Annotated in this window: 12 protein-coding genes and 1 pseudogene; 5 read left to right on the top strand and 8 right to left on the bottom strand. The window is 67.9% G+C overall.

Going from position 1 to position 11,077, the window contains the following annotated elements:
• The 4 genes from A9W96_RS19950 to A9W96_RS19935 all read left to right on the top strand — a co-directional run.
• The coding region (locus tag A9W96_RS19950) for a DUF1731 domain-containing protein (RefSeq protein ID WP_156765333.1) at window positions 1-349 on the top strand (349 nt) is incomplete at its 5' end.
• A gap of 48 nt (window positions 350-397) precedes the next feature.
• A complete protein-coding gene (lipB, locus tag A9W96_RS19945; RefSeq protein WP_067142370.1) occupies window positions 398-1,099 on the top strand; it encodes a lipoyl(octanoyl) transferase LipB in 702 nt (233 codons plus the stop codon).
• Window positions 1,096-2,019, top strand: coding sequence for a lipoyl synthase (gene lipA, locus A9W96_RS19940; protein WP_066862653.1), 924 nt, complete (start codon window positions 1,096-1,098; stop codon window positions 2,017-2,019). The genes lipB and lipA overlap by 4 nt, the downstream gene beginning before the upstream one ends.
• Before the next feature lie 58 nt (window positions 2,020-2,077).
• A complete protein-coding gene (locus tag A9W96_RS19935; RefSeq protein ID WP_067142367.1) occupies window positions 2,078-2,830 on the top strand; it encodes a DUF4191 domain-containing protein in 753 nt (250 codons plus the stop codon).
• A 177-nt stretch (window positions 2,831-3,007) separates the two neighbouring features.
• On the opposite strand, the gene A9W96_RS19930 is transcribed toward A9W96_RS19935, so the two are convergent.
• Window positions 3,008-3,430: an RDD family protein gene (locus A9W96_RS19930; protein ID WP_066877695.1), complete on the bottom strand. Its 423-nt coding sequence runs from the start codon at window positions 3,428-3,430 to the stop codon at window positions 3,008-3,010.
• Between the two features lie 244 nt (window positions 3,431-3,674).
• Here A9W96_RS19930 and glnA point away from each other — a divergent pair, with 244 nt between their 5' ends.
• The gene (gene glnA / locus A9W96_RS19925; protein WP_066877693.1) at window positions 3,675-5,111 is read left to right on the top strand and encodes a type I glutamate--ammonia ligase; all 1,437 of its coding nucleotides are present in this window, start codon (window positions 3,675-3,677) and stop codon (window positions 5,109-5,111) included.
• A gap of 65 nt (window positions 5,112-5,176) precedes the next feature.
• Here glnA and A9W96_RS19920 read toward each other — a convergent pair whose 3' ends face one another.
• From A9W96_RS19920 to A9W96_RS19895, 7 genes and pseudogenes are all read right to left on the bottom strand, one after another.
• Entirely contained in the window at window positions 5,177-5,788 is a 612-nt protein-coding gene (locus tag A9W96_RS19920) for a TetR/AcrR family transcriptional regulator (RefSeq protein WP_067142364.1), read from the bottom strand.
• 62 nt (window positions 5,789-5,850) lie between these two features.
• Entirely contained in the window at window positions 5,851-7,257 is a 1,407-nt protein-coding gene (locus A9W96_RS19915) for an FAD-binding protein (protein WP_197499582.1), read from the bottom strand.
• Between the two features lie 148 nt (window positions 7,258-7,405).
• Window positions 7,406-7,702, bottom strand: a complete 297-nt coding sequence (locus A9W96_RS31600) for a hypothetical protein (RefSeq protein WP_156752878.1) — start codon at window positions 7,700-7,702, stop codon at window positions 7,406-7,408.
• A gap of 170 nt (window positions 7,703-7,872) precedes the next feature.
• Window positions 7,873-8,352: a hypothetical protein gene (locus A9W96_RS19910; RefSeq protein WP_067142359.1), complete on the bottom strand. Its 480-nt coding sequence runs from the start codon at window positions 8,350-8,352 to the stop codon at window positions 7,873-7,875.
• 110 nt (window positions 8,353-8,462) lie between these two features.
• The gene (locus A9W96_RS19905; RefSeq protein ID WP_066862804.1) at window positions 8,463-9,323 is read right to left on the bottom strand and encodes a TIGR03619 family F420-dependent LLM class oxidoreductase; all 861 of its coding nucleotides are present in this window, start codon (window positions 9,321-9,323) and stop codon (window positions 8,463-8,465) included.
• A complete protein-coding gene (locus tag A9W96_RS19900; protein ID WP_066862801.1) occupies window positions 9,320-9,964 on the bottom strand; it encodes a PaaI family thioesterase in 645 nt (214 codons plus the stop codon). Before A9W96_RS19900 ends, A9W96_RS19905 begins: the two co-directional genes overlap by 4 nt.
• Window positions 9,961-11,077, bottom strand: a pseudogene (locus A9W96_RS19895) (bifunctional [glutamine synthetase] adenylyltransferase/[glutamine synthetase]-adenylyl-L-tyrosine phosphorylase); the annotation flags it as partial. The pseudogene A9W96_RS19895 and the gene A9W96_RS19900, both read right to left, overlap by 4 nt.

Genomic DNA, 11,077 nt, shown 5'->3' with positions numbered 1-11,077 from the left:
GGGCGGCGGACGGCAATACATGTCATGGATCACCCTGGAAGACGAAGTGCGCGCGCTGTTGTTCGCGATCTTCAACCCCGACCTGTCGGGCCCGGTGAACATGACCGGTCCCGCGCCGGTCACCAACGCCGAATTCACCACCGCGTTCGGGCGGGCCGTCAATCGCCCAACGCCGTTGATGGTGCCCGGTTTTGCCATCCGGGCCGCGCTGGGCGAGTTCGCCGACGAGGGGCTGCTGACCGGGCAGCGGGCCATCCCGTCCGCGCTGGAGCGCGCCGGTTTCGTCTTCCACCACAACACCGTGGGCGAGGCCCTCGCCTACGCCACCGCCAGCCGCGACCACGACTAGCGCCACCGGACTCGGTCCGTCCGGCCCGAGCCGAGTACCGTCGCGAACGTGATCGATTCCATCCGGTCCAGCCAGGCCCTGATCGACGTCCGCCCGCTCGGCATCGTCGACTACCGCGTGGCCTGGCAGCAGCAACGCGATCTGGCCGACGCCCGGGTGGCCGGGGGCAACGACACGCTGCTGCTGCTGCAGCACCCCGCGGTCTATACGGCGGGCCGGCGCACCGAACCGCACGAACGGCCGGTAGACGGCACTCCCGTCGTCGACACCGACCGCGGCGGCAAGATCACCTGGCACGGCCCGGGCCAGCTGGTCGGGTATCCGATCATCGGCCTGGCCGAACCGCTCGACGTGGTGAACTACGTGCGGCGGCTGGAAGAGGCGCTGCTCAAGGTCTGCGCCGACCTGGGCGTGGACGCGGTCCGGGTGCCGGGCCGGTCCGGGGTGTGGGTGCCGGGCACCGACGGCCGCCCCGACCGCAAGGTTGCCGCCATCGGCGTGCGGGTGTCGCGCGCGACCACCCTGCACGGGTTCGCGCTCAACTGCGACTGCGACCTGGACGCGTTCGGCGCCATCGTGCCGTGCGGCATCAGTGACGCCGGTGTGACGTCGTTGTCGGCCGAGCTGCGCCGCCCGGTGTCGGTCGAGGACGTGCAGACCGCGGTCGCCGACGCGGTGTGCGACGCCCTAGACGGGGTGCTGCCGGTGCAGGACCACGCGGCGGCCGCGCGCGTAGCATCGGCGCTGTGACTGTCGCACCGGAAGGACGCAAACTGCTGCGCCTGGAAGTGCGCAACGCCGAGACCCCGATCGAGCGCAAACCGCCGTGGATCCGGGTGCGGGCCAAGATGGGCCCGGAGTACACCCAGCTCAAGAGCCTGGTCCGGCGCGAGGGTCTGCACACGGTCTGCGAGGAGGCCGGCTGCCCCAACATCTTCGAGTGCTGGGAGGACCGCGAGGCCACCTTCCTGATCGGCGGCGACCAGTGCACCCGCCGCTGCGACTTCTGCCAGATCGACACCGGTAAGCCCGCCGCCCTGGACCGCGACGAGCCGAGGCGGGTCGCCGACAGCGTACGCACCATGGGGCTGCGCTACGCCACGGTCACCGGGGTGGCCCGCGATGACCTGCCCGACGGCGGAGCCTGGCTGTACGCCGAGACGGTGCGCGCCATCAAGGAACTCAACCCCTCGACCGGCGTGGAGCTGTTGATCCCCGACTTCAACGGCGAGCCCACCCGGCTTGCGGAGGTGTTCGAATCACGCCCGGAAGTGTTGGCGCACAACGTGGAAACGGTGCCGCGCATCTTCAAGCGGATCCGACCCGCCTTCACCTACCAGCGCAGCCTCGGCGTGCTGACCGCGGCGCGCGAGGCCGGGCTGGTCACCAAGAGCAACCTCATCCTCGGCATGGGCGAGACCCCCGACGAGGTGCGCACTGCCCTGGCCGACCTGCACGACGCGGGCTGCGACATCATCACCATCACCCAGTACCTGCGCCCGTCGGCGCGCCACCACCCCGTCGAGCGCTGGGTGAAGCCGGAGGAATTCGTCGAGTTCGCCCGGCACGCCGAGGAGCTGGGCTTCGCCGGGGTGCTGGCCGGACCGCTGGTGCGCTCGTCGTATCGCGCGGGTCGGCTCTACGAGCAGGCGGCCCGCAGCCGCGCCTGACGCCGCCGGCGCCCGGTGGCGGCGTCTGCCCCATAGCGGCCCTACGTATTCTTTGACTATGGCTAAATCCCGCAACGCCGCGCAGAACAAGGCCGCCCGAGCGCAGGCGCAGGCCGCCCGCAAGGCCGCCGCGCGGGAGCGCCGCACCCAGTTGTGGCAGGCGTTCAACCTTCAGCGCCAGGAGGACAAGCGCCTCCTGCCGTACATGATCGGCGCCTTCGTGCTGATCGTGGGCATCTCGGTGGCGGTCGGTCTGTGGGCCGGCGGGCTGACGATGATCACCCTCATCCCGCTGGGCGTGGTGCTGGGCGGGCTGGTCGCCTTCATCGTGTTCGGCCGCCGCGCCCAGAAGTCGGTCTACCGCAAGGCCGAGGGTCAAACCGGGGCCGCCGCATGGGCTTTGGACAACCTGCGCGGCAAGTGGCGGGTGACCCCCGGGGTGGCCGCGACCGGGCATTTCGACGCCGTGCACCGCGTCATCGGCCGGCCCGGCGTCATCCTGGTCGGCGAGGGAACGTCGACGCGGGTGCGACCGCTGCTGGCGCAGGAGAAGAAGCGCACCGCCCGCCTGATCGGTGACGTGCCGATCTACGACATCATCGTCGGCAACGGCGAGGACGATGTGCCCCTGGCGAAGCTGGAGCGCCATCTCACCCGGCTACCGGCCAACATCACCGTCAAGCAGATGGACACGCTGGAGTCGCGGCTGGCCGCGTTGGGGTCGCGCGCCGGCGCGGCCGTCATGCCCAAGGGGCCGCTGCCCAACGCGGGCAAGATGCGCGGGGTGCAGCGCACCGTCCGCCGCCGGTAGCGGCGATCGCAAGCGCGGCGAAGCCGGGCGCGGCGGGTCGCCGCCATCAGCTCAGCGGCGATCGCAAGCGCGGCGAAGCCGGGCGCACCGTCCGCCGCCGGTAGCGGCGATCGCAAGCGCGGCGAAGCCGGGCGCGGCGGGTCGCCGCCATCAGGTCAGCCCGGTCAGCTCCTCAGGTCAGCGTCGCACCACGGCCGTCGCGGTCAGCCGATCCTGCATGCCCCGGCCGTCGAAGTCGGTGAACAGCGCCGGGACGACCGTCCCGACCAGCACTCCCCGCACCACCGCCCGGCCAAGGCCGACCAGGTCGCGTCCGTCCAACGTGACCACCTGCAGGCGAAGCGCGAGCTGGCCTGGGGTGAACCCGAACAACCGCACGAAGAGCACGCCGAGCACGAACCAGATCACCAACACCGCGGTGGCCAGCACCGGTTGGGAGAACAAGTTGAAGCGCATGGCCAGCCCGGCCAGCCCGTAGGCGATCAACCAGTCGATCATCAGCGCGCCCAGGCGGCGGCCCATCGGCGCCAGCGATCCCGGGCCACTTTCCGGCAGGCCCAGCTTTTCGCCCGGATATGCGGATCGCGATTCGGCCATCATCGGCGCGGACCGCGGTCCGAATAACCCGACGGGACGGCCTGGTAAGGAGGGCAGACGGTGCGCCCGGTCACCAGAAAAGATACGATCTTGCGATCCATGGCCCCACAATAGAACCCGCCGCCCAAGTGGCCACTTTTAGCGTGTGGCATGGTCACGTAACGTGCGCGCAACATCGGGTTGACTGACGGGCAACATCTGCTCCATAGCGTCAGGCCGCGGATCTCACCAAGTAAAGGAGCACTCTGTGACGGACAAGACGCCCGACGACGTCTTCAAACTCGCCAAGGACGAGAACGTCGAATTTGTCGACGTCCGGTTTTGTGACCTGCCCGGCATCATGCAGCACTTCACAATTCCGATTTCATTCTTCGACGAGAGCGTTTTTGAGGATGGTTTAGCCTTCGACGGTTCGTCGATTCGCGGATTCCAATCCATTCACGAATCCGACATGCTGCTCCTCCCCGACCCGGCGACCGCGCAGATCGACCTGTTCCGTGAAGCCAAGACGCTGAACCTCAACTTCTTCGTGCACGACCCCTTCACCCTCGAGCCGTACTCGCGCGACCCGCGCAACATCGCCCGCAAGGCCGAGAACTACCTGATCAGCACCGGCGTGGCCGACACGGCCTACTTCGGCGCCGAGGCGGAGTTCTACATCTTCGACTCGGTGAGCTTCGACTCGCGCACCAACGGCTCGTTCTACGAGATCGACGCGATCTCGGGCTGGTGGAACACCGGTTCGCCCAACGAGCTCGACGGCAGCCCCAACCGCGGATACAAGGTGCGCCCCAAGGGTGGCTACTTCCCCGTCGCCCCCGTCGACCACTACGTCGACCTGCGCGACAAGATGCTGACCAACCTGATCACCGCCGGCTTCAGCCTGGAGAAGGGCCACCACGAGGTGGGCACCGGCGGCCAGGCCGAGATCAACTACAAGTTCAACACGCTGCTGCACGCGGCCGACGACATGATGCTCTACAAGTACATCGTCAAGAACACGGCGTGGCAGAACGGCAAGACCGTGACGTTCATGCCCAAGCCGCTGTTCGGTGACAACGGCTCCGGCATGCACACCCACCAGTCGCTGTGGAAGGACGGCAGCCCGCTGATGTACGACGAGACCGGTTACGCCGGCCTGTCGGACACCGCCCGCCACTACATCGGCGGCCTGCTGCACCACGCACCGTCGCTGCTGGCGTTCACCAACCCCACGGTGAACTCCTACAAGCGCCTGGTACCCGGCTACGAGGCCCCGATCAACCTGGTCTACAGCCAGCGCAACCGGTCGGCGTGTGTCCGCATCCCGATCACCGGCACCAACCCGAAGGCCAAGCGTCTCGAGTTCCGCTGCCCCGACTCGTCGGGCAACCCGTACCTGGCGTTCTCGGCCATGTTGATGGCCGGCCTGGACGGCATCAAGAACAAGATCGAGCCGCAGGCCCCGGTCGACAAGGACCTCTACGAGCTGCCGCCTGAGGAGGCCGCCAACATTCCGCAGGCGCCCACCCAGCTGTCCGCGGTGATCGACCGGCTCGAAGAAGACCACGAATACCTCACCGAGGGCGGCGTGTTCACGCCCGACCTCATCGAGACGTGGATCAACTTCAAGCGCGAAAACGAGATCCTGCCGGTCCAAATCCGGCCGCACCCTTACGAATTCGCGCTGTACTACGACGTCTAAAGACGTCGAGAACCAACGACGGCCACCCGGTCGGCGATCGGCTCCACGATCGCAGGCCGGGTGGCCTACTGGTATCCGGTTCTGCCCAGCATCGCGGCGAGCTGCCGAAGCAACGAGGTCCGAAATCGATCCGCCGACGGGTTCGGAAAACGCAGCACGCGGGGAATTATGGCTCCGACGAGCGCGGCCAACAACAAATCGACGACGTCTTCGGGCGAGACCACCGGCGCGAACACGCCTGCGTCGCGACCCTCGATGACTGTTCGCACGAACGGCGCGCGGTAGCGCGACCAGCCTTCTTCGCCGTAGTCGCGCAATTCCGCATCGCGAATGCCGGAGCGCCAGAATTCGATGAGCAGCTGATGGGTGTGCAACGGAGTGTTCAGGTTGCGATCGATCATCGCCACCAGGGAATTCCAGGGATCGGTTTCGGCGTCGGCCACCGCCTCGAACGCGGCGACCTCCATCTCCGTCGCGTGCCGCATCGCCTCGATGAGCATGTCCTCGCGTGAGCCGAAATAGTTCTGCAGCGTGCTGATGGCGACGCCACTGGCCGCCGCGACATCGGCGAAGCGGGTATTTTCATAGCCCCGCTCCGCCAGCACCGCGGCGGCGGTTTCGACGGCCGCGACGCGGCGCGCGCCGCCAGCTCGGCGGGCACGGCGTTCAACAGGCATTTCAATATGGTACGGAAATACCGGCGTTGGGCAACCCCGGTGAACGGTGTCGATGCGTGGTCTCAGACAGCGACGCGCGGTGGGATGTTGTGGTTGAGGCGGAAGGTGTTGCGCGGGTCGTACTTCGCCTTAACCGTCCGCAGCTCTTCGTAGACGTCGGGCGCATAGGCCCGGCGGGTACGGTCCTCGGGCGTGTCCGCCGGGCCGACGAAGCTTGGATTCGCCATATTGTGCAGCCAAGGATCAAGCGCCGCAAGAAGTTCGCGGCCCGAGTCACGGTAGTCTGCCACTTCCTGGCCGGGCGGGACGACGGTCAGGGCGAATATGGCATAAGCGGCGTCCCGCGCGCCCACCGCGTTCGGGAAAGGCGCGGGTCTGCTGAAAGCCCCTTGCAAATGCCGTATGTCGACCATATTGATAGCGCTGCCGGATCCGGGGCCCACCACGTCGACGATGGCGTCGACGGTGTCCTGGCCCAGTTCTCGAAGCAGCGCGAAATGCTCGACCGCGGGCGCGGGATCGGTTGGATCGTTGCTGATGGTGGCGAACTGCGCGTAGGGGATGCTGGCGACACCGTCCGCCAGCACCGGAGCCGCCCGACGCAGCGGGTCGATCAGCCGGGCACCGACGCGCTCATCACCGACATATGAGACCCGCACCGATACGGTCAACCCACCCTGCATGAAGGGCGGAAGGCCGGGCAAGGGAGGCAGATTGAGCAGCGCCAATCCCATCGTCAACTCATCGGGTGCTGACGCGGTGAGCTCACGGAAGGCCTCCAGCACGCGCCCGGCGTGTTCGCCCGAGTAGAAGAGCGCACCGGCGTACAACGATGTCACGGGGAACAGCGCGAACTTCATCGCGACCACCACACCGAAATTGCATTTTCCACCCAGCAGCGCACTGAAGAGATCGGGTTCGGACGCCATTGATACGCAACGCAATTGGGCATCCGCGGTGACCACGTCGATGTCAGTGACGTGGTCGGCCGCCCAGCCGTACTTGCGCCCCATCGTCGCACTCGCCCCGCCGCCAAGGGTGTAGCCGACCACACCCACTCCCGGCGATGACCCCGGCAGTGGAGCCAGCCCGTACTTCGCGGCGGCGTCGACCAGCTGTCCGAACTGAACTCCGGCTTCGACCCGCGCGCAACGGTTTTCGACGTCGATGAATAGGCCCGACATTCGGCTGGTTGTGATCATCAGAGTATCCGCGTCGGCGGGCACCGTCGGTCCATGGCCGGTATTGAGGACGGCAACATACAGACCGTGCTCGACCGCGAACCTCACCGCCTCGGAGACATCTGCCGCATCGGCGGCGCCCACCACGACCACGGGCCGGTGTCGGACCGCCGTGTTGAACACCGCCACTTCGCTGCCGTAAGCCGCGTCATCTTCCGTGAAGACCGGCCCTCGAACAACATCCCGAAGCTTTGAAAGTTCGTCTCGCCACGATTCCACGGCCGCCATCCTCATCTCACTAGAACCAATCTGGTATGAGTATATGGTATGGCGATACCGATAAAACTAGGTCGCGGTGTGTCCGAGGTCACACAGAGATGACGAGGGACCGCTCCGTTCCCATTCTTACGGCGACCTCGAAGTGCTGATGCCGTTATTAAAGATCAACCAGTTGGGCTCTTGGCGAGGCGCCCGGCCTCGGCGGCAGCCTTCGCTGAGATGGACGACCGGCTTGTCGACCGAGATACTTCTGGTCCAGCGAAGCGATGAGCGCTTCAGCCTCCCTGACATGTCGGCGCAGCGTCGTTGCTTCCATCCGCAATGCGCCTGCGCGGGCGTTACTGGCCCTTGCACTCTGCCGCTCGATCCAGGCGATTTTGCTGTTCATCTCGGCCAGCTGGGCGCGCAAAGCTCGGGTGAACTCCACGGCCTGAGCTGTCTGCCATCGATTCATCCGGTGATCTCCCCCCACGCGAGCTATCTACCCGATCGGTTCCGCCGTTAAAACCGAGCTGCTCCAGAGGGAGCCGATCGACTATCAGCTACGTCGCCTAAGTCGGCGCGGCGAAACCACCCGCGTGGAGATTGCCGCGCGGGTGGTTTCGCATTTTGCCGCCTCGGCTGTTATCCGCGGCGCGCGCAGTCCTTGTCGGCGGGCGCCGACGGCCACGCGCAGGCGTCGATGTCCGTCGCGCCGCCGAAACTTCCGGCGGTGAAGACCCCGAATGTGTTGCCGTTCCTGGCGGTATAGGTCGTCCTGTCACCGCTCGAACTGTCGACGATCAGCGTCCAGTGCCCGTCGAGAAGCGCGGTCTTGTAGGCGCTCAGCACCTCGGCCGGGGCTCCGTTGACGAAGAAGTGCAGACGGATGCCGCCGTCATGAATGGGATCGGGGCCGTCGGTCCTCTTCGCGGTCGCCGGCGTCGGGACCAGCGACCGCAAGTAGGCGTCGGCGGCGGCCGCGCTCGCGTGCGAGACCGGGCTCGTGACCGTCGTGGCGTGGGGCCCGGACGTGACCGTCGAGAGGCCCACATACGGTGAACCACCGCACGCCGCCGTCACCACCGCGACGGCCACGGCCGCAGCGCAGACAGTGGCGCGCATCTCCGACTCCGTTCGGGGCAACTATTCCCCGGAAAGATAAGCGATGCCGAGCCGCGCGAGCCCGCCCGCGCCACCGTTTAGGTGGCCCCGGGCGCCGAATTAGGTGTGATTCAGCCGTCGAGCGCGAGGTCCTTGCGGAAGCGTTGCATGCCGTCGATCTTGTCGTCCAGGCTGGCGTCGGGCCCGGCATAGAACATCCACGGCATCGTGATGATGCCGGTGATGCCGGCGTCCTCGACCCGCCGGTAGTCCGCGGTGGTGAACGCGTCGGTCAGCGGTGTCAGGATGGTGAAATCGTCCATGGTCAAACCGTTTTCGGCACGCAATTCCCGCAGCCGCCCGACCGCCTCGATGGCCCGCTCGGTCTTGATCAAATCGCCGATCCAGCCGTCGTTGCGGGCGGCGCGGCGCAGCGCGACATCGGACAGGCCGCCGACATACACCGGGATCGGCGGCGGGGTGGGTTGCATCTCGAGGCGGGGCGCGGAAAAGAACGCGCCGTCGAACTCCGTCCAGCCCGGCGACCACAGCGCCCGCATCAGCTCGATGATCTCGTCGGTGCGCTTGCCGCGGGCCTCGAATGGCTCACCCATCAGAGCGAATTCCTCGCGGCACCAGCCCACCCCGATGCCCAGCTCCACCCGGCCGGACGCCAGAACCGCGGCGGTGCCAATGGCTTTGGCCGCCGAGAAGGGGTTGCGCATGGCGGGAATGTAGACGGTGTTGACGAACCGCAACCGCGTGGTGACCTGAGCCAGCGCACCCACCAGCACCCAGGGATCGGGCCAGTCCGTGAAGGGTTGCCAGCGCCGCTGGCCGTCTTTGGTGTACGGGTACGGCGTGTCCAGCGTCTCGAGGTTGACGACGTGGTCGGGTATGCCGATCCCGTCGTAGCCGAGCTCGTCGGCCGCCTTGGCCAGCTCGATGATCTCGCGGGTGTTCAAAAACGCGCTGCTGATGTAGAACTTCACTGCAGCTCCTGCGCCCAGGCCGGCTCGATGAAGACGCCGTCGGCCTCGACGGTGACACCGGCGGCATCCGAAATGGTGCCGCGCGCAAAGACTTTGCGGCCGTCTTTGCCGTCGACCCACGCGTCACAGCGCAGCGGACCGAGCGGGGTGCCGCGCAGATATTTCACGGTGATGGTTCCGGTGAACCGCGCCTTGGACAGCCCCTCGCTGGCCGCCTCGCCGAGCATGTGGTCGAGCACCAGGGCGCTGACGCCGCCGTGCACCAGTTTGGGCGGACCCTCGTAGGCCGAGCCGAGGGTGAACTCGCTCCAGCAGCGCCCCTCGCCCTCGTGGTGCACGACGATCGGCGGGGCGATGGGATTGCACACGCCGATCGCGGCGTTGCCCAACGGCAGCGGGCGACCGTTGACGCGGTAGCTCACCCCCATCGGCCGGGTGCGTTGCCGCAGCGACGCGGTGACGGCCTGGATCGTGCGCCGGGCCTCGGCGACGACGTCGTCGTCGGCCTCGGTGCGGATGGTCGCGTCGACGAGCTCACGGACCGCATCGGCCAGCGGAGCGTACAGGGCGGTCACGCGATCGGCCTCCGCCGCGCTGAGCACCTCGAATATGGCGTCCAACGCGCCGGACTCCTGACTCAACTTCCGAACACCTTGCGCACCACCGCTTTTGCCCTTCGCGTCACCCGTAGATAGTTGTCCAGGAACTCCCCGCCATCGTCGGTGGGCCAGCCCGCGGCCACGGCCACGGCGTTGAGCTGGCGTCCGGGCCCGGGCAGCTGGTCGGTGGGCTTGCCGCGGACCAGCACCAGCGCGTTGCGGGCCCGGGTGGCGGTCAGCCAGGCCTGCCGCAACAGGTCGACCTCGTCTGCGGGCACCAGCTCGGCCGCGGCGATCGCGTCCAGGCACTGCAGCGTCGATGTGTTGTGCAGCGCGGGGATCTCGTGCGCGTGCCGCAGTTGCAGCAGCTGCACGGTCCATTCGATGTCGGCCAGTCCCCCGCGGCCCAGCTTGGTGTGGGTGTTGGGGTCCGCGCCGCGCGGCAGCCGCTCGGAATCGACGCGGGCCTTGATGCGCCGGATCTCCTGCATCGCCTCGGTGGACACCCCGTTGGGCGGATAACGGGTCTTGTCGGCCATCAGCAGGAACCGCTGCCCCAGCTCCGCGTCGCCGGCGACCGCGTGCGCCCGCAGCAACGCCTGGATCTCCCACGGCCGCGCCCACTGCTCGTAGTAGGCGGCGTAGGAGGCCAGGGTGCGCACCAGCGGGCCCTGGCGGCCCTCGGGCCGCAGGTTGGCGTCGACCTCCAGCGGCGGGTCGACGCTGGGCGTGCCCAGCAACGCGCGAACCTGCTCGGCGACGCCGTTCGCCCAGCGCACCGCCGCGGAATCCTCGACTCCGGGCGTCGGCTCGCAGACGAACATCACGTCGGCGTCGGAGCCGTAACCCAACTCGGCGCCTCCGAGCCGGCCCATGCCGATGACCGCGATGGCCGCCGGCGCCCTGCCGCTCACCGGCAGGTTGGCCCGGATCATCGCCTCCAGCGCGGCCTGCAGCACCGCCACCCACACCGAGGTCAGCGCCGCGCAGACGTCGGTGACCTCGAGCATGCCGAGCAGGTCGGCCGACGCGATGCGGGCCAGCTCGCGGCGCCGCAGGGTGCGCGCGCCGGCGATGGCCCGGACCGGGTCGGAGTAGCGACTGGCCGAGGCGACCAGCGCGCGGGCCACCGCGGCGGGCTCGGCGTCGAGCAGC

The sequence above is a fragment of the Mycobacterium sp. 1245852.3 genome (assembly GCF_001669335.1).
In the GTDB taxonomy this organism is placed as follows: Bacteria; Actinomycetota; Actinomycetes; order Mycobacteriales; family Mycobacteriaceae; genus Mycobacterium; species Mycobacterium europaeum_A.
Note: the sequence above shows the minus strand (reverse complement) of the source record. Positions and strands in the feature narration are given on the sequence as shown.

What these genes read in the sequence shown, in the direction of transcription:
- A9W96_RS19935 (WP_067142367.1), top strand. Translation starts at nt 2,078, where the DNA reads ATGGCTAAATCCCGCAACGCCGCGCAGAACAAGGCCGCCCGAGCGCAG.
- A9W96_RS19930 (WP_066877695.1), bottom strand. Translation starts at nt 3,430, where the DNA reads ATGATGGCCGAATCGCGATCCGCATATCCGGGCGAAAAGCTGGGCCTG.
- A9W96_RS19920 (WP_067142364.1), bottom strand. Translation starts at nt 5,788, where the DNA reads ATGCCTGTTGAACGCCGTGCCCGCCGAGCTGGCGGCGCGCGCCGCGTC.
- A9W96_RS19915 (WP_197499582.1), bottom strand. Translation starts at nt 7,257, where the DNA reads ATGGCGGCCGTGGAATCGTGGCGAGACGAACTTTCAAAGCTTCGGGAT.
- A9W96_RS31600 (WP_156752878.1), bottom strand. Translation starts at nt 7,702, where the DNA reads ATGAATCGATGGCAGACAGCTCAGGCCGTGGAGTTCACCCGAGCTTTG.
- A9W96_RS19910 (WP_067142359.1), bottom strand. Translation starts at nt 8,352, where the DNA reads ATGCGCGCCACTGTCTGCGCTGCGGCCGTGGCCGTCGCGGTGGTGACG.